The sequence below is a fragment of the Rhizobium sp. Root708 genome (assembly GCF_001429725.1).
Lineage (GTDB): Bacteria > Pseudomonadota > Alphaproteobacteria > Rhizobiales > Rhizobiaceae > Rhizobium.
This window is the reverse complement of the sequence record NZ_LMHV01000044.1, coordinates 142,325-160,820: the sequence shown is the minus strand read 5'-3', so window position 1 is coordinate 160,820 and position 18,496 is coordinate 142,325. Positions and strand designations below refer to the sequence as shown.

15 protein-coding genes are annotated in these 18,496 nt (G+C 57.3%); 9 read left to right on the top strand and 6 right to left on the bottom strand.

Translation table 11 applies throughout. From position 1 onward, the window contains the following. Positions 1 to 34 precede the first annotated feature (34 nt). The 3 genes from ASE04_RS28925 (at position 35) to ASE04_RS28915 (ending at position 3,967) form a co-directional block, all read left to right on the top strand. Positions 35 to 1,450, top strand: a complete 1,416-nt coding sequence (locus tag ASE04_RS28925) for a protein kinase domain-containing protein (protein WP_056826145.1) — start codon at positions 35 to 37, stop codon at positions 1,448 to 1,450. Beyond that, positions 1,447 to 2,595 (top strand): ATP-binding domain-containing protein, encoded by a 1,149-nt coding sequence (locus ASE04_RS28920; protein WP_056826143.1) that lies wholly within the window; start codon positions 1,447 to 1,449, stop codon positions 2,593 to 2,595. The genes ASE04_RS28925 and ASE04_RS28920 overlap by 4 nt, the downstream gene beginning before the upstream one ends. A gap of 97 nt (positions 2,596 to 2,692) precedes the next feature. Further along, complete coding sequence (locus ASE04_RS28915; RefSeq protein WP_156408915.1) at positions 2,693 to 3,967, top strand: hypothetical protein; 1,275 nt, start codon at positions 2,693 to 2,695, stop codon at positions 3,965 to 3,967. Between the two features lie 290 nt (positions 3,968 to 4,257). On the opposite strand, the gene ASE04_RS28910 is transcribed toward ASE04_RS28915, so the two are convergent. The 5 genes from ASE04_RS28910 to ASE04_RS30440 are packed head-to-tail and all read right to left on the bottom strand — an operon-like array spanning position 4,258 to position 9,708. After that, entirely contained in the window at positions 4,258 to 4,710 is a 453-nt protein-coding gene (locus ASE04_RS28910) for a very short patch repair endonuclease (RefSeq protein ID WP_156408914.1), read from the bottom strand. Then, positions 4,710 to 6,377 carry a DUF2357 domain-containing protein gene (locus ASE04_RS28905; protein ID WP_056826137.1) on the bottom strand — a complete coding sequence of 556 codons (1,668 nt, stop codon included), beginning with the start codon at positions 6,375 to 6,377 and terminating at the stop codon, positions 4,710 to 4,712. Before ASE04_RS28905 ends, ASE04_RS28910 begins: the two co-directional genes overlap by 1 nt. A gap of 4 nt (positions 6,378 to 6,381) precedes the next feature. Then, positions 6,382 to 8,079, bottom strand: coding sequence for an McrB family protein (locus tag ASE04_RS28900; protein ID WP_056826135.1), 1,698 nt, complete (start codon positions 8,077 to 8,079; stop codon positions 6,382 to 6,384). Further along, on the bottom strand, positions 8,048 to 9,547 hold the full coding sequence (locus ASE04_RS28895; RefSeq protein WP_056826133.1) for a DNA cytosine methyltransferase: 1,500 nt from the start codon (positions 9,545 to 9,547) through the stop codon (positions 8,048 to 8,050). The genes ASE04_RS28900 and ASE04_RS28895 overlap by 32 nt, the downstream gene beginning before the upstream one ends. Next, positions 9,544 to 9,708 (bottom strand): hypothetical protein, encoded by a 165-nt coding sequence (locus ASE04_RS30440; RefSeq protein ID WP_082597545.1) that lies wholly within the window; start codon positions 9,706 to 9,708, stop codon positions 9,544 to 9,546. The genes ASE04_RS28895 and ASE04_RS30440 overlap by 4 nt, the downstream gene beginning before the upstream one ends. 288 nt (positions 9,709 to 9,996) lie before the next feature. Here ASE04_RS30440 and ASE04_RS28890 point away from each other — a divergent pair, with 288 nt between their 5' ends. Beyond that, complete coding sequence (locus ASE04_RS28890; protein ID WP_056826131.1) at positions 9,997 to 10,503, top strand: hypothetical protein; 507 nt, start codon at positions 9,997 to 9,999, stop codon at positions 10,501 to 10,503. A gap of 463 nt (positions 10,504 to 10,966) precedes the next feature. Here the strand turns inward: ASE04_RS28890 and ASE04_RS28885 are convergent, their stop codons facing one another. Beyond that, complete coding sequence (locus tag ASE04_RS28885) at positions 10,967 to 11,836, bottom strand: helix-turn-helix transcriptional regulator (RefSeq protein ID WP_056826129.1); 870 nt, start codon at positions 11,834 to 11,836, stop codon at positions 10,967 to 10,969. Between the two features lie 188 nt (positions 11,837 to 12,024). Between ASE04_RS28885 and ASE04_RS28880 the strand changes: the two genes are divergently transcribed. The 5 genes from ASE04_RS28880 to ASE04_RS28860 all read left to right on the top strand — a co-directional run bounded on the left by ASE04_RS28880 (position 12,025) and on the right by ASE04_RS28860 (position 18,416). Then, positions 12,025 to 13,194 carry a sugar ABC transporter substrate-binding protein gene (locus tag ASE04_RS28880; protein ID WP_056826127.1) on the top strand — a complete coding sequence of 390 codons (1,170 nt, stop codon included), beginning with the start codon at positions 12,025 to 12,027 and terminating at the stop codon, positions 13,192 to 13,194. A gap of 25 nt (positions 13,195 to 13,219) precedes the next feature. Further along, the gene (locus ASE04_RS28875) at positions 13,220 to 14,785 is read left to right on the top strand and encodes a sugar ABC transporter ATP-binding protein (protein ID WP_056826125.1); all 1,566 of its coding nucleotides are present in this window, start codon (positions 13,220 to 13,222) and stop codon (positions 14,783 to 14,785) included. Beyond that, positions 14,782 to 15,786 (top strand): ABC transporter permease, encoded by a 1,005-nt coding sequence (locus tag ASE04_RS28870; RefSeq protein ID WP_056826123.1) that lies wholly within the window; start codon positions 14,782 to 14,784, stop codon positions 15,784 to 15,786. Before ASE04_RS28875 ends, ASE04_RS28870 begins: the two co-directional genes overlap by 4 nt. Positions 15,787 to 15,817: 31 nt before the next feature. After that, positions 15,818 to 17,245 (top strand): L-arabinose isomerase family protein, encoded by a 1,428-nt coding sequence (locus ASE04_RS28865; protein WP_056826121.1) that lies wholly within the window; start codon positions 15,818 to 15,820, stop codon positions 17,243 to 17,245. Positions 17,246 to 17,756: 511 nt separating this feature from the next. Beyond that, entirely contained in the window at positions 17,757 to 18,416 is a 660-nt protein-coding gene (locus ASE04_RS28860; RefSeq protein ID WP_056826119.1) for a class I SAM-dependent methyltransferase, read from the top strand. Positions 18,417 to 18,496: the final 80 nt, after the last annotated feature.

Genomic DNA, 18,496 nt, shown 5'->3' with positions numbered 1-18,496 from the left:
TGATTAGTGCGTCAGTGGGTAGGGAAGTAATTCGATGGACAATGCACAGGCGAAAATTTTCGCCGAAGGATTTATTGGGAACAGCGTTGGCGGTTGGGCTATCGATGGCATTCTCGGAAACGGCAAGTCTGCCGTTGTCCTTTCAGGTATTAGAGGTGGTGTCGAAGGCGCCGTAAAAATATTTCATCCCGAGCTAATCGAACGCTACGGGAGGGCTGTTCAATTGGAGCGTATCAACCGCGAACGACAGCTAATTGGCAAAAGGCATCCTCATCTGGTCAGGATATTGGAAGGTGGAGAGTGCACTGCCACCGGCCACCTATTCGTCGTTATGGAACGCCTGCCTTTCAAAAACTTTCATCAGGTTGGGTCATCAATTCCGCCTGAGAATTACGGAACCCTTGTCTCACAGATAGCTTCCGCAGCTCGGTTTCTCGAAGACCTTGGTATGGCTCACCGGGATATCAAACCAGAGAACATCGCGATCAGTGATGACTTCAGTCGCGCCATTCTCCTCGATCTAGGTGTACTACTTCCTATAGGGGTCTCCAACCTGACTGATGCAGATCAACGGCCATTCATTGGTACCCTGCGCTACAGCTCCCCGGAATTCTTGGATCGCAAGGAGAAAGATACGATAGAGGGTTGGCGGGCCGTGACCTTTTATCAGATGGGCGCGGTGCTGCACGATCTGCTGATGAAGAAGCCAATTTTCGCGGACGTGAGCGAACCCTTTACCATGCTGGTTGATGCGGTACGAGGAACGACGCCTAACATTAGTGGCGGCGAGCCCCGCCTAATGTTCTTAGCTCGCCGTGCCTTAGTCAAGAACCCCGAAGTTCGTCTGGAAATGCTAAGTTGGAGTGACTTCGAGGACGCCGCCAAGCCGGAGAATGTCGACGCCGACGCACGCAAACTGTCTATTCTGGAACGGCAGAAGCTCGCAAGGGCCAACATGTCGACGGCCAGCTTGGCAGACGCGGAGAGACGACGCTTGTTCTTGCAGAGGATGGACCAGTTCGCTCAGCAGCTCGACACACGCTTGGCTTCTATCCTTGCGGAAGCTGCATATTTCCCTCTTCGGAGATCCGATATCTTTGAGGCTGAGAACGACAGTCGTGAAATTATGCTTTCGTTCAGTGCGGATGAAGCTAAGGGTATGGAGTTTCCGCTCGCCCTAAAATTTGTGATCTCGAACCTGGACGATAATGAAGGCGCTCCGCAGTACGTTATCCGTTACAGCGACGCGCTTTCTTCTAGGGCCATCGAAGCCTCCGAATTGAACCACCAGCGCACGATTTTTAAAGGTTCCGAAGAGGATTTGTACAGCAGCTCACTGCTTCAGGCTGTGCTTCTTGAGACATTAGAAAGCTATTACACCAAAATTGAGAAAGGGTCGATTGCTGGCGATGCGATCCACTTTCTATCAGCGAAAGAGAACGGCATATGAGCACTTGGTGGAAAGACGACACTGATCTTATCGACGAGCAAATGGCAATTCTCGACATCGCCGCCGATGAAAGCATTTTGATTCAAGGCCCACCAGGTAGCGGCAAAACCAATCTCCTGCTGCTCCGCGCGAATTATCTGGCGTTAGGTGCATCCCCGAATTTGCAAGTCGTTGTCTTCGGTTCGTTATTGAAAAGCTTCATTCAAATCGGCGGCGCACAATATAAATTTCCTGTCGAAAGGATCACCACTCATGCGAGGCTGTTCAACGATATCCTGCGTGAGAACGGTAAGGGTTTCGATGCAAATGGCATGGACTTGGAGCAAGCACGTCAGCTGAGAGCTGATGGCGTTCAGGCATTGATCAACAGCGGTAAGGTGGCGAAGCTATTTGATGCGCTTTTGCTGGACGAGGCACAGGACTATACGCCTCAAGAGATCAAGATATTCGCTGCGCTGACAAAAGTCCTGGTTGCGGCGGCTGATGAGCATCAACAGGTGTTCGAGGTTGACAGCTGCTTTGCTGAGCTTGAGGCAGCAACCACCATAAAGCATGGTCTTAACTATCATTTTCGAAACGGTCGCGATATCTGCAGTATCGCAGACGCCATACTCGCAGGCTATCCGTCACACGTTCCGTTGAGGCCCAATGCGCAGTACGATGAACTGGCATATCCTGTGAAGGTCACCTCCAAGTCAGATCTTTCGATTGCGGAACAGGCACAAGCCATCGCAGACCAGATCGCCGATCAGCTAGTGGCTTATCCGGGGGAGAAGATCGGTGTTCTTTGCCCTAAGAATGAAGACGTTCTGCTCATCGCGGATCATCTCGCAGGCCTGGGTTATGCGTCCCAACTGACTATCTGCAAAAGTGATGAGTTTGATCCGCAAGCTCCGATCTGGCTGTCTTCAATGTCGGCGGCAAAAGGTCTCGAGTTTCGATGCGTGCACATTGCCGGGCTCGATAACCTCTCACGTATGGGCGGGGTTCAGAAGAGACTTGCTTATACAGCCGTGACGCGTGCCAAAACCGCGCTGAGCTTTTACTACGATAAAAAAATACCAGCTTATCTCGACGGTGCTATCAGTGTTGTAATTCCTCGTAGTAAGATTGTTACAAAGGCGCGTATTTTTGGCAAGGAATGAGACAATGTGGACAGCGTCCTTATCTAGACGAGAGCTTCTGGAGGTTTTTTCCTCAGGAACCTCCGACGCTGTAATTGAGAGATCGAGACGCTTAGACTTGAAAGCGGTTTTGAAAGAGGAAACCGGCGGTGTGACGGTCGTCTGGGGGCAACAGCCCGTGAATCAGATGTCGTTTCCAAATCTGGCCATTGCACGCGAAGGCGAGATTAGCGACTTGCTGGCTGCTCTTAACGCCAATCCAAACGCCGTTTCCCCTTTCTCCGCTTTTTGTCGGCTTGTCCCATTCGAGGCCGCAAGAGCATTTCTTGAAGCACCACGCGGCGATTCTCATTTAGTTACTTCCATCGTCATCGACGCGGTGGCTATGCTGTCACTCGTCGAAGTCCAACTCCACTCAGATGGAATAATGAAATTGCGACAGGCAAGCCCCGCCGCCTGCCGTCGCACGCTCAGCTATGTTTGGGCGCGGGCGCTGGCAGCGGGAACCCCGGAAAGCCAGTTGCCTTCGCTTCCAGACAAATGGCTCGATATATATGAAATTTTGAACGGTGGCGTCCTGGGTGATTTGGTGCCGTCCGTATCGAAGCAAGCACTCGCAGTACTTCGGGTAGCGGCAAGCGTCTTTCACGAAAAGCAATCGACTTCGGTGGTGCAGAAGCTCACCGAGGCTCTTGTCCGTTCGGATGGTGTCGGACTCGATCGAGCCTGGAGAGACATTTCCGCGAAGGTCGGCATTGATGTTTCGTTGGAAGGAATTTCAAAAGCTCCACGGGAGGAGCGAGGCTCCTTGCTGCAGAAGTCTTTGCAGGATCAGGATTTAAGTGCGAGCACAGAAGACCGCGACGCAGCGCGGGGTTTTCTAGCAACTCAAGTGGCACCGAACTCCCTTGATCACATCGACATCCTCCTGACAAGAAGCGGTCCCGGAGCCGCTTTCTGGTACGTATTTTTCGCGACTTTGCAAAGCCCTCTCGCATTGCTGAGTGCGTTTAGCGGAATCGGGCGTCGACTTAGCCGCGACATATACGATGTCGAAAGCTTTGACATGCCCCCCAAGGCAGATATCGGGTTTGAAGAGTTTAAGGTTCTTTCCCGATTTGGAATGGACGACCTTGGCCGCAAGATTGGTCACTCTAACCAGATCGAGGTCGAGTTGTTACCGTTGGTCACGGCAGCATTTCGATTTGGTCGCACGCAATCTGCAAAGCCAGCATCGTCGAGCGAGATATTCGATAACCCGGTACCGGAAGAAGTGATCTCGAATCTGCAGCTGATTTCCTCGATCGTCAATGAGACGATGGCCAGCCTTAAGTCGAAACCAAATCTAGAAAAAACTTCTAAGCCAAGGCGAAACCGCAAGCCTTATTACTGAGGATGTCGAACCAAGTTAGATCAAAGTAAGAGGATTGAAATGACTGAGCTGGCCTGAGTACAAGACGAGCCATGCGGCGTGGCACACGATCCTCGTCGAGGCAAAGGCGCATGCCCCCAGGTCTCTGGATTTCGTCCACGATCAATTCGCCTGCGGCGGGCGCTTCCGCATCTCCAATGTGGTCGACGATGTCACGGGCGAATGCTTGGTGGCGATCCCGTATTGCTAAGGCAATGTCGTTGGGGGAGGCGTCCGCGATTACCCCATGTTCAAGAGCAAGTCGACATGTTCTAGGTTGACCCGACGTATGCCACCTTCCTCGAGCCGTCTTGAAGAAACGACTCGCAGCAGGTGAGAACGTCGTCCATTGGCCTTCGCTTCAAGCCCTTAAGCGAACATTCCCAAACAGTGAGAACCCTCCATCCCGCCTCGGACAGCGCCAGATCCGTCCGCCTGTCGCGTAGACGGTTTGCGGCAATTTTCTCCGCCCAGAATTCCTGACGCGAATTTGGCATCTTGAAGAGATGACAGTCGTGGCCGTGCCAGAAGCATCCGTTAACTTGAATGACTGCTCTGTACTTTGGAAAAACAATATCCGGGCGGCCGGGGAGATCACGCACGTTCACCCTGAAGCGGTAGCCCCGCGCGTGCAGCCCTTTGCGCAGCAGCAATTCAGGTTTTGTGTCCCGACCGCGGATGCGGCTCATGTTAAGACGGCGTTGTTCCTGCGTCAGAACATCCATTATTCAGGCTCCTCTGACGTGGCATCGGCGATGATCAGTCGGAGGGCTGAGGCCAGATCTGACGTAGCCATGCCCGGCTTCAAAGTCATTGCTCCGAAGCGGAAACCGGCTCGATATTGCGGATGAAACAGCCGGCCGGGCATAGCTGTGGAGCGGTAGGTGCTTCCGACAGCCGGCATGTCAGGCGTCAGCAGATAGGCAGCGCTTACAATTCCTTTGACGTCTCCTGCTTCAGCCTCCTGAACCAACGCGTCACGATAGGTGTGGATCGAGGTCAAAGCATCGTTCAGCCCGTCAGCGACCCTGTATTTAGCATCGAGAACGATCATCCTGCCCCGGTCGCCTTCAGCCGCCGCGTTTCGAGCGGCAACGATGTCCGGCGTCATCGTCCGGCTGTAAGATCCGCGCCGATCCGGCTCAAGCCAGAATTCGCGATATTGTTTCTGGAAACAGAGCTGCCAGCTATCGCCAACGGAGACAGTAACAGCGCCGGCTGCAAGCGTGAGACCTCCCGAAGCATCGCTGATAAAGAGATCCTGAACTGCAAAACTCTCGTCTCCAAATTCCAGCGTCGCGGCGCGCACGAGCCGCAGGAAACACCAGAGTTCGTACAGCTCGAAGGTTCGCGCTAGCGGCAGGTTCAGGAAGTCACCGAAGATTGCAGCGATGCCGAGATTCATGTCCTGCCAGAGCCGATAAAAGCGGCGATAGGACGGGTCGTTCCGAAACAGAGCCGAAAGCGTCAGACGCGGAGGAGCGTCTCCAGCGTCAACGAACGGTGCAGACGTTCCGAGCTGGCTAAGTCGTCTTGCAAGACGTCTGCAGCGCCTCGCCCAGCCGCTCGCTTCCCTGCCGACCTCGGTGCCGCGCTCGCGGCCACCTTTGTCCAGTTGCTCGGCGGCTACCGTTAGCCATGCCGTCCAGGCGCGAAGACAGGCGGCCATCTGTCGATGTTCCGGAAGATCAAGAGAACTCTGGCGCTGGCGGATACGAATCTGAGCTGGAAGAAAACCATTCAGCGCGGCCGGTAGCCGCGTCGTATTCGTCGTCTCTCTCAGAACCGGTCCGGATTGGAAGGATCGCAGGATTTCGGGGCCGGTTGCCCGCGTGGCCTGATAGTGCGCGACATTCCGATCCTGGGCCTTCAGGATCCGCCTCGGACTGCGTGCTATCGCAGCGACGATGGTCTCCAGTTCCTCGATTCGCGACCGAAGGAATTCAAGCCTTGCTATTGCCGGTGGGCGGGCGCCGTTCCCCCTTGCGATCCCCTTCCTGAAGCTGCTCAATGAAAAAAGGGCAAACGTATCGTCGAGGATTTCGCGAACCATCGCATCGAAGTCGTCTCGCGTCAGCTTGCGCAGATCAGGATCGGTGGTGATTTCGAAGCGGCGAGGCGAGCGGCCTGAAAGACGAAGCTCGGCTTCCACCAGTCCGGCCTGGAAACCCGGCGGCCATCGCCAGCGCGCGGCGTCGGGTGCCGGAGCGCGTAAAGCCTCCAGCCTGACATCGTCAATCAGGAGATCTGCCGTGTCCGCGTGCTCGGCTCCGGTGAGTTCGAAGAGGTAGGAGCCGGTTTCGTGGATCGATCCCGCCGGTATGACGTCTGGATCGGGCCAGACGCGCCATTCAGCGCCGGTTTTCTCGTCTCTTATGAGCAGGGCTTCCATCTGGCTACCTGTTCGCCTGGAAGGCCCCGTACTCGTCCAGATCTGAAAGAAGCTTCGTCAGGAAGTTCTGAGAGCGCGGAAGTCCTGCAAGAGCTTTTGTCAGTCCCGCCAGCATCGGGCGCTGACGCTCACCGCCACGCAGTTTGACCAGAATTTTCTGAACCATCAGATCGTCGATAACCGAGTTCGGAGCCGGGTTCAGGTGCTTTTCTGCGAAGGTATGGTAGCGCACGACTTCTTCAGCAACGCGATAGCCGAAGCCCAATCCGTGCGCGGCAAGGATTGTCCGCGCCTGACTAAGCACCTCCTCGCAGGCCGCTCGCGCGTCGGTCAGAGAGGGTTCGCGTTTCACAAGGGCGTCAAAAAAGCCCGGGAGATCAACGCTGGACATGTCGATCACGATTGCCCGGTCCAGTACTTTGTCGCTGACAGGATTGGTTGTTTCATCGACGTTGATCGTGCCGGCGATGTAGAGGTTCGACGGGAGCTCGAGCGCCGCAGGAACCGGCGTGCCATTTGAGCCTTCCAGCGGCACGCCGCTGGAATGAAGGCGTATTTTTTCGCCACTTTCCATCGCAGAGAGGACGTCAGAAAGATAGTATTCGACTCGGGCCAGATTCATTTCGTCAAGGACGACGAATACCGGTGAATCCCGATGCGCAGTCGCCAGCAGGACTGCCTCAAGGAACGGGGGGATCATGTATCGGTTCGATAGCACATCGTAATAGCCGGTCAGCCCCGTCGGATCCGTCCACTCCGGCCTGACCGGGCAAATGAACAGGAAGGGATCGCGGCTCTCCTTGCCGGATAGTCCGTGGACGGCATGGGCATATTGGATCGCCAGGCGGGTTTTCCCTGTGCCCGACAACCCGGACAGGATGACAAAATGCTTGGAGGGGAGGAAATTCATGGCGCCGTGGAAGCGCGAGATTTCTCCATCGGGATAGTGGCCACCCGCTGCGGCGACTGCGTCTTCGATCTCCTTGAGAGACAGACTTGCCGGCATGCGTTGCATGTCGGCGCTGACGGCGTCCATGTCAGCCCACACGCGTAACTCGTGGATTTTCTCGCGTCCGATCAGGTTGCCCAGATACCCGATCAGTTCGCGAGCCATCAGGCCCCTACTGGCAGATGCTGCTGGCGGCCATATGGCAAAGACGATCCGATCAATTGCGACAGGCTTGCTGATCGTTGAGAGATCAGCTGGCATCGTATCCCAATACCCTTTATTGCGCAGATAAAGACGCCCGTCGCTGGCAATGTAGCCTTTCACATTCTTGTTGTTATCAGTGTAATCCAGAGTGTCAGGGGCCGCGCTAGCGATCGGCTCTTCGTTTGCGATGCTCTCCTCGACAGGCTCGTCCTCATCGGCAACGCTTTTCTGCCCGGAGTTCCTGGGCTTCGAGCTGCCTGACGCACGCATCTCTTCTAGCCGGGCTTCGAGGACTGGAAGATCATTCTTCACGAAGATCGTGAAATAGATCTCGTCCTCCGGCGGGAAGCGAAGCAGGCAATGGACCGCTATCTGGTCATATGCCGCGCTATAGGATGCGAGATTGATGTTAAAGGCAAATAGTGCCCCGCCCACAATCTTGGCGCTGTTCGAAACACCAAATGCGTCGGCTACGCGTGTGCCCTTCGTCATGCCCGGAAAGGCCTGAACTGCGTCCTTATACTGCTGCTGCCGCTCTCGGATATCCATCAAGACTTTCTTTCTGACTCGGACACAAGGTCTCCATGATCCGGGCAGCAAGTGCTCTTGCCATCAGGGGAGGTACGGCATTTCCAATTTGCTTGAAGCTCGGGTTCATAGTACCGCTGAAGACAAATCCGTCCGGGAACGACTGCAATCTAGCGGCTTCACGGACCGAGATCGTACGTGCCTGCTCGCTGTCATAGTGAATATGGCTGTAACTGTCCTTGCCCAGATGAGCCATCAGGGTTCTGGCCGGCTGATCACTCCACATCTTGCGCCACTTGTTCGGAAACTTCGACGCGTCATAGGGTGGGACGATCGCGACCCTCAGGCTCTCATATTCGGGAGATCCCTCGGCGATTTGTTTCCCGGCCTTTTTGAGATCAGCAAGTTTTTCGTTGAACATGTTCGTCGCATGCTGCCATGCCTGCGGATATTGGTCGCCAGGGTTGAGACGAGCAAACAAAGGGTAGTCTCTGGGCAGGTAGCGGATGACGTGGTCGCGCAGCCCGTCTTGCGGCGCTTCGAAGCCCGGCCAGGACCTCATCAGCTTCGCGTATGCCGATATCTTCTGACGCCGGTCGTAAGGGATTGTCTCATCCATGCGGCGTGCACCACGTCGCAGTTCTCCTGAGGCGAGTTTGCTGCGGGCATCGATGCGCGGAAGATCTCCGATCGCTTGTTCGACGGTGACTGCCGCGGGCAGCGAGGGGACTGCAGAGGGAGGTTCGAGATAGTCATGCGCTGACGAAAGGTGGCCGTTGAGAACTTTGAGCGCAACTGCCCGAGATCCTTCGTAGCCCGGAGGAAGCACCAGCCAGTTTGTTGGGTCAGGAAATGATATCTTCTCGGAGACTTCGCGACGATAGGCGATCAGGAACATACGTTCGCGCATTTGCGGCACGCCATAGAACGCCGCGTTCAGCAGCGTATAGGCGCAGACGTATCCTTTATCCTCGAGAACCTCGCAGATCTCCTCGGCGATGTTCTGGCCCCCATGGTTCAGTACGTCCGGAACGTTTTCCACCACGACTACCAGCGGTTTGAATGCATCGACGTAGCGCAGATATTCCTGATACAGACGCGCGCGCGGGTCGTGGCGAAAAGCCTGCGGGTGGGCATCGACCTCACGAAGCTTTGGGCGGCCGACACGTGCGAAGGCCTGACATGGCGGGCCGCCAACGAGAATGTCGAACGCATCCTGGACCGGTCCCAGACCGAGCTCTGCAACGAGATCTTCAGGGTGTGTATTGATGATGTCGCGCGCTTTGCTGTGACGGGCGTCACCCCCGTGGAAGTTCAGACCATGGGAACGCGCTGCGTCCGGGTCGAACTCAACGGCAGCACGCACGGAAAAGCCGATTGAGTGAAATCCGAGTGAAAGGCCGCCGCATCCCGAAAACAGGTCCAGAAGTCGCGGTTTGCCACCGGCCTGTAGTCGGGCGATTTTCTGACGAATCGTTTCCGCGCTCATCTCACATCCTCTTTCGATCTCGGAAGACGCAGCGGGAGATTTGTCTCTTCACCGTGCTCCGCAAGAAACTGCATGACAGCCGCACGGATAACCCACGCGGCGGAAACATCACTGGCATCCGCAAGCAACTGGATGCGGTTATGAACCGCTTCCGGAAGCATTACGGACGTTCTGACGGTTTTCTTATGAGCTGGAGCTTGCATGAATCATACCGGGTGCAGATATCGCCGAACCTATGCCAAAGTGGTGCATATTGCATCATGACGTCTCTCAAATCCTGTGGACTGCGGTTTTGAATTGGAACATATAGCGAACATCTATCGCGTTCGCAATGCCGATCCTGGAGCGGCCCTCAATATGTCTTTGTAAGATTGGGAGAAACTGGAGTTTCGCATCTTGAAAAATGCGGTCGCCTTTGACCAGACTGAAGTGAAGTAGAGGAAGGGTACATGAACGAAACCATGCTGGTTCAACCTGGGGAGCCTTCTGATGAGCTGGTCGGCCTCAGTGATCTCGACTTGCTTCGTTTGCGCGCCCGTGTCGCGGCCGAGCTAAAGAAACGAGGTCTGGCCTTAAATGTCGGTCAGGTAGCGGAAAGCCTTGCGATTGCAACGTATAACGCTACACCGGGTCGTGCCAACCTGCAGCCTGCTCCTACAGGCACACAGAACGTTGATGCGCTCTCCAGACGCGGCGATCGCTATTCGATCAAAGGCGTGCTTGATGCCCGTAAGACCGGGACCGTTTATCCCGACCGGGAGGATCCGGACAAACAGCTGTTTGAGTACCTGATCGTCGTCCGCATCGACGCCGACTGGCAGTTGGTTGCGCTTTACGAGTTCGACTGGAAGACGTTCTGTGAAGTCCGTAGCTGGGACAGGCGCATGAACGCATGGTATGTCGGCCTTGCGGCAAAAACGCTTGCCCGCGCAACGCAAATCATGCCCCGGGTCTGACGGGTCCATAGAAGTACGCTCTTTCGTGGAGTGCAGCGAGGGCGCTGGACGATGGAAGCAGCTGGTTGCGTGATGGATTCCAGTTGTCCGAGCGCTGATAATCTCCGAAGTTGTAGGCGGAACGGTTCCACCGGGCGCAGTCGATCCCGCCTTCCTGCTGTCGCGGCGCTATGCTAAGGCTCCTGCGGCTGCGCATTTTCCGGCTGAACCGTGTCGAGAATTCCCGCTTTCCCGGACACGTCCGGCGCTATGCTGAAAGCTCCGATACTCTTCAACTTTCCCCGGCCAGCGCGCCGCGCCGGCTGATCGGTTCTGATTAAACGAGGAAGAAGAACACCTGAAAGTGGGAAAGCGACGCATCTAGCCTCTAAATCAACGAGTTAGCCAGAAGAGTAGACCGGACGCCGGTTCGAGTCCTTTCAAGGCGAGACATTGATAGGTCTTTGCGCTCCGTCGCGAAGCGTTACTGGTGCCGAACGGTCCTGAAATCCGTCGGGCTCGAGCCGATCATCTGCCGAAACTGCGTCGAAAAGTGGAACGCCGAGTGAAAACCCAGGAGCCCGGCGATCTCCTTGATCGACTTGTCGGTATTCACCAGAAAGTCGCCGGCGCGCTGAATGCGGACGGTCATCTGATATTGTTTGGCCGACATGCCTGTCTGCTCGCGAAATAGACGCCGGAAATAGGGATAGCTGACGCCGAGTTCCTCGGCGAGCCGCTCGACTGACAGAGGCTGGCCGCATCGTTCCATCAAAATCATCCGCGCACGATCGACGAGCCTGCCGGACGCGTTGCTGTTAATATCGGTGGGACGGCATAGAAGCGCCAGCAACTGAAGGCCGAGGGTCGAAATAAGCGGCTGATTGCGCAAGGAATCGTCCTGCGCCAGCGCGTGGATCGATGCGAACACACCTGCAATCTCAGGGCTGCTGGCATGCACCGGCCGCTCCGGTTGCAGCAGACCCGCATCGCAGGCAAAGTCGAAAGCGCTCCCCCGGCATTCGATCCAGTGTTCGACCCATCCGGTGCGTCGATCCGGAGCGAACCGGTGCCAGACCCCAGGAAAGAGCAGGAAAATCGAGCCTTCGACGATTGCGACCTGTCGACGTTCAGGCCCGAATTCCAGCCGCCCGCTGCCAGCGCTGATCTGCACAACCTGATAGGCGTTCAAGATACGACCGCGCGCCCAGCTGAAGTGGTGATCGTCCGGATGGCGGCTCGGTGGATAATCGGAATTCGGTACGATCTCCGTATAGCCGCTGGAAACAGCCGTGCAGCCCCAGGCGGCGCAGAGGCGGTTGTCCGGCATGTAGACGAAGTAACTCTGCATCATACCAGCTCAACTTTTGGATCATATTTTGTATGCAAAAGATCATTTTTGCGGAATATGCCGGCGTGTCAATGAAAATGCTTGGTGTTAACGTCAGATGGTAAGGTCATTTTTCGAATGACCTGCACATCTTGCTGAGATCATCAGCGGTTGCTGCTGCCAGGGAGGGCAGCGGCTGGGAGGAGAGAGACATGAAACATCAAGCCAGATTGCTGGCAGTTGGCGCGTGCCTTGTCGCGTCTGCTGCCTATGCCGAGGATTTCCACGGATTCGATCCGCAGAAATTCGATGGCAAGATGCTATCGGCCGACAATCTGAAGGCGATGGCGGCGGATGCCGCCAAGGTAACACCGCCGAAGAACGGCAAGGGCTATAGCATCGGCTTCGCCAATCTGCAGCGCGACATTTCCTTCGGCGTGCTCGTCGAAAAAGGCATCCAGCAGAATGCGGACGCCGCCGGCATCGAACTTGTGATTGCAGATAATCGCCTTGACGGACCGACGGCGCTCGCCAACGCCAAATCCTTTGCGGAGCGCAAGGTCGATTACGTCATCGAATTCCAGACGGATGCCAATTTTGGCCAGACCGTGATGGACGTTTTCAAAGCGGATGGCACGAAAGTCACTGCGATCGACATTCCTATGCCAGGCGCAAGCTTCTTCGGGGTCAACAATCCGAAGTCAGGGTTTATGGGCGGGTCCTATCTGGCAACGGCGGCGCAGAAGAAATTCGGCGCCGATGTCGTCAATACCGGCTATCTGGTCATCGGCGCCCTGCCGCAATCGGGCGTCATTCCGCGCATGCGTACGGAGGGCCAGCGGGCCGGCTTCATGGCGCTGACCAAGGACTTCCCGGCAGATCATATCATCGAGATCGATACCAAGAACACGCTGCAGGAATCCTTTGCGCAGATGAACAACGTCATCGGCCGCATTCCGCCCGGCGCGCCGATCCTCATCATCGCGATCAACGATCAGGCGACGATGGGTATGCTGCAGGCCGTGCGGGGTGCGGGTCGTATCGATCAGGCAATCGCGGTCGGTAACGGGGCAGATGAGGCAGAGGCGCTCGCCACCGATCCGAACCTGGTTGCCGCTACCGGTTCATTCCCCGGCAGCTACGGCAACTATCTGATCCCGATCGCGCTCTCCTCCCTTGCTGGAAAGCCCGTCCCGGAGGCGACGTTCGTCACCCACCAGATGGTCACCAAGGCCAATATCTGCCAGTTCTACAAGGAGTTTCCCTGCGTCGGCGAGGCGGATGGCTACGTATTCCCGGAAACGGAATTCGCAACCTATCTCGCAGACCTGAAGAAGCAGGACTGGCTGAAGGGCTACGAGGCCATTCTCCCTCAGCAGTGAGCGGAGACCGTCAAGGGAGCGTCACATGACCGACCAGAGAACCGAAGGGAGCCGCAATCCGCGGCTCCAGATCGCCAATGTCAGCAAAGCCTTCACCGGCGTGACAGTTTTGAAGAACGTATCGCTTTCGGCCCATGAAGGAGAGATCGTCGCGCTTCTCGGTGCAAACGGTGCCGGCAAGTCGACACTCATGAAAATCCTGTCCGGCGTCTACACGCTGGACAGCGGACAGATCCGGATCGACGACACGCTCACGACGGTCGCCACCCCGCAGGATGCGATTGCGGCCGGCATCCGGCTGATGCCGCAGGAGCTTTCGGTGCATCCGGATCTCTCTGTTGCCGAAAACATCGCGCTCGGTTCCATGCCCAAGCGGCGGTTTGCGGGCATTCCCATGATCGACCGGCCGGCAATGGACGGACAGGCGGAAGCGCTGCTCAAGCGATTGCGGCTCGAGCATGTCGCGCCCGGTCGGCGCATGGGCTCGCTGCCTTTGTCCGAGCAGCGCATCGTCGAAATCGCCCGGGCGCTCTCCGGCAAGGCACGGATCCTGATCATGGACGAGCCGACGGCATCGCTGGGCGAGGCGGACGCCGACAATCTGTTCGAGGTGATCGAGGCTCTGAGAGCCCAGGGCGTCACCATCATCTATATCTCGCATTATCTGGACGAGGTCTTCCGGCTCAGCGACCGGATCGTCGTGTTACGCGACGGCGAGGTTCGCGGCCAGTTCAAGACGGGGGAGACCAGTCGCGACGAGGTGCTGACGGCCATGCTCGGCAGCGAGCTCGGTGACCTCTATCCGGCCAAATCGACGGTGGTTCCGGATGCAAGGACCGTCCTGTCCGTGGAAGGCTTGTCTCTTCCCGGATGGCTCGACGGCGTCTCGCTTTCTGTGCGGCGCGGTGAGGTGTTCGGCGTTTTCGGACTGATCGGTTCGGGCGCCGAAAAGATCGGTCGGGCCATCTACGGTGCCGAACCTGCTGCCCGCGCCACAGCCGTCCGGCTGAGCGATATCGATATCGGCCTGTCGGGACCGCGAAAGAGCGTGCGCAACGGCATCGGCTTTGTTGCCGCCGAGCGCAAGCGTCAGGGGTTGATCGGCAATCTGTCGGTGCGCACGAACACCACGCTGCCTTATCTCAGCCTGTTCACGCAATCCGGCATCGTTGATCAGAAGCGCGAACACTTAAGTACCAGAGACTGGATCAAAACCCTGAGGGTCAAGACCTCGGGGCCGGATCAGGAGATTCGCCTTTTATCCGGCGGCAACCAGCAGAAAATCTGCCTGGCCCGCTGGCTGCTCGGAAGCCCGAATTTCCTGATCCTCGAAGAGCCGACACGTGGCGTCGATCTTGGCGCCCGGCGCGAAATCTACGCGGAAATCCGCCGTCTGGCGGAGGCTGGACTGGCGATCCTGATCGTCTCCTCGGACGCGGAAGAGGTGGCTGGACTCGCCGATCGTAGCCTCGTTCTGGAGGATGGAAAGGTCGTGGCCGAGCTTGGGCAGGATGCGACCGCGACGGACCTGATGCGGGCGGCGGAACCCCCGTCTGCCAACCGCGATACGAATGAACTGGAGAAAGCATGAGCAAGTCGTCCTCCATTCCCGCAGCGTCGGGTGTTTCGAAGAAGCAGGCAAGTTCGCTGACCGACCTTCTCGGTCGTCCTGCCGCCGGCATTGTGCTCCTTCTGGTCTTCTACATCCTGCTTCTGGCCGCGTTCTCGCTTCTCTCTCCTTATTTCCTGACGCTGAGCAACCTGTCCAACATCGGCACCAACATGGCCTTCATCGGCCTGATGGCCGCGGCCGGTACGCCGCTAATCATCGGCGGCGGCCTCGATCTGTCGGTGGCCGCCGTTGCCGGTCTTGCCGGTGTCATCGTGGCGCTGATGCATGCCAACGGCATCAATATATGGGCGGGCTGCTTCACGGCGCTTGTCATCGGCTGCGCGGTCGGTGTGCTCAATGGGTTCATCGTCACCAGGCTGAAGCTCAATCCGCTCATCGCCACGCTCGGGACGATGAGCATCTTTTCCGGTCTTTCCATGGTCATGACCGGCGGCCTGTCGAAGCCGCTTTTCATTCCGGCCTTCAACTGGCTCGGATCCGGCCGCCTCTTCGGTATCCCGTTTCCGATCGTCCTCATGCTGCTGGTGTTCGTCGTTCTGTGGCTGATCCTGTCGAAAACACCATTCGGACGCTTCGTTTATGCGACCGGCGGCAATCCGGAGGCCAGCAGCCTGCTCGGTGTGCCCGTCGAGCGGACCCAGATGGTGCTCTACATCGTCTCCGGACTTTCGGGGGCTGCGGCCGGCATCATCCTTGCGGCGATGCTTGGTGCGGCGGCGCCGAACGCCGCCGGACAGCATCTGCTGACCATCATTGCGGCCATCATCCTCGGGGGCACCAGCCTGTTCGGTGGGCGCGGCAGCGTCTGGGGCACGCTGATCGCCGTTCTGATCCTCGGTACGCTCAACAACGGACTGACGCTGATGAACGTCTCCTCCTTCTGGCAGGATGTGACGCGCGGCGTCGTCCTTCTGATGGCCGTCGGCCTCGATCAGCTACGCGTGCGCCTTCAGAGCTGACGCTTTTCAATATTGCATCGGAGAAACAGATATGTCTGAACGCCCCTTGAAGGCCGGCCTTTTCGGCATCGGTCTGGAGGCCTATTGGCCGCAATTCAAAGGTCTGGAAACAAGGTTGCGCGGCTATGTCGATTCCGTCGAGGCAAAGCTTGCGCGTCCCGGCGTCGAAGTGGTCAACCTCGGGCTGATCGATACACCCGAAAAGGCGCTCGAGGCCGGCCATCAGTTCCGTCAGGCCGATGTTGATATCATCTTTCTCTACATCACCACCTATGCCCTGTCGTCGACCGTTCTGCCGGTGGTTCGTCGTGCCAAGGTTCCGGTGATCATTCTCAATCTGCAGCCGGCCGCAGCCATCGACTATGCCACCTTCAACGCGCTTGGCGATCTCACCGCGATGACCGGCGACTGGCTGGCGCATTGCTCTGCCTGCCCCGTCCCTGAAATCGCCAATGTCTTCCATCGGGCAGGCATCAGCTTCCATCAGGTGACCGGCATTCTTACCGGCGATCCCATCGTCGATGAGGAGATCAACGACTGGATGGAGGCCGCGCGCGTCGCGCATGTCATGGCGCATAACCGGCTCGGTGTCATGGGCCGCTATTACAATGGCATGCTCGATATCTATTCGGATCTGACCGCCCAGGCCGCAGCCTTCGGCACCCATATCGAGGTGCTGGAGATCGACGAACTGGCGCGGCTCCGCAATGACGTGAGCGAGGCGGATGTCTCCGCCTGTCTGGCGACGATCGAGACCGAATTCGATGTCCAGCCCGACTGCGACCCGAACGAACTGGCGCGTGCGGCAAAAACCGCCGTGGCGCTGCACAGGTTGGTCACCAACAAATCGCTCGGGTCCCTCGCTTATTATTACGAATCCCAGCCCGGGCACGACTATGAGGACATTATCACCTCGGTCATCGTAGGCTGCTCCATGCTGACGGCCGACGGGGTGCCGGTTGCCGGCGAATATGAAATCAAGAACGCCCAGGCGATGAAGATCATGGACAGCTTCGGTGTCGGCGGCTCATTCACCGAGTATTATGCCATGGATTTTGCGGCCGACGTGGTGCTGATGGGCCATGATGGGCCGGGGCATACCGGAATTGCCGAGGGGCGCATCAAGATCCGGCCACTGCAGGTTTTCCACGGCAAGGTCGGTTCTGGCGTCAGCGTCGAGATGTCGGTCAGGCACGGACCGGTGACGCTGCTTTCGGTCATCGAGAGCGCCGGCAAGATCAAGCTGCTCTGCGCCGAAGGTGCCTCCGTCGCAGGGCCGATCCTCGAAATCGGCAACACCAACAGCCGTTATAAATTCCCACTTGGAGCCCGGCGGTTCGTTGAGGCATGGAATGCGCAAGGACCGGCCCATCACTGCGCCGTTGGCGTCGGACATATTGCCGGGCGCATCGAAAAACTTGGAAAGCTTCTGCATCTTGATGTTGTGAAAGTCTGCTGACATGACGACGAACTGTCAGGGCGCTTTCGGCTAAACTTGCACAAGAGGTTGCAGAACCATTGTCCCCGAATCAATGAAACGAACTAAAGGGGATACGCGTGCTCCAACCAACCATCCTCATTACGGATGAGATTTAGAATTCAGGCAGAGCGCTCAGGAATTTGTCCAATGACGACATGCTCGCAGTCGAGGTTATCGATGTCTACGACACCGGCTGCCACTTCGTACTAAGCAAGAGACTTTCAATCCCGCCAGGCCTAGTTCGCGGCCACTTTACTGCCGCGACATCGGAGCCCGCGCAGTTTGGCGCGATATGCGAGACCTCTGTCGCGTTCCGAAAGTGACCCGGCGAAGGATGCGACTTAATCCAATACCCGTGTTTGGACGTTCCGCTGATCCTTGGGTTCGGCGGCCTGCCGATTAGCCACCTCAACGCTTAGAGGATTGGCAGGCCGCAATCCATTCAAGCGGATTCCCTTTAGTCGTCGCTACCGAACTCAAGGAACAAGAAATGGCGGAGCGAATTATCGTGAAGAACGAGCCACGCGATTTAATAATGTTTCTTCGCTCATGGCTAAGCGAACCACTGAGGGTGGGTGCGATTGCCCCATCAGGCGCGGCGCTCGCAGCAATCATCACGCGAGATGTCTCGCCCTGGACCGGGCCCGTGATCGAACTCGGTCCGGGAACTGGGGTCTTTACAGCCAAGCTCCTTGATCGCGGTGTGCCGGCAGAGCGATTGACGCTGATTGAGTACGGCCCCGAATTCGTCGAGCGCCTGCAGAAACGCTTCCCCGATATCCGCATCATCAACATGGATGCCGCCGACCTCGGGCAGTTGCCGCGTGCGGATGGGCCGGCCGGTGCGGTCATTAGCGGCTTGCCGCTTCTCAGCATGCCGCGAGACAAGGTCATGTCGATCCTGAACGGTGCCTTTGCCCATCTGCGGCTGGGAGGAGCCTTCTATACGTTCACTTACTCATGGCGTTGTCCGGTTCCTCGCCCAATCCTCGATCAGCTCGGTTTGCGTGCAACGATGACCGGAAAGACGCTGCTGAACATCCCCCCCGCCAGAGTCTATCGGATTTCCCGCCTCGGGAAGCCGGTACCCAAGCCTGAGATCTGCCTGACAACCGCACATGGGAACCCCGACAATGACGAAGGTCTTTGATCGAAGTCTCTGCGTCAAAGCCCCCGAAAACCTGTGAAATCATCATAATTCCTGTTCTTCCGCCGTTCCTCCTGGGCGTC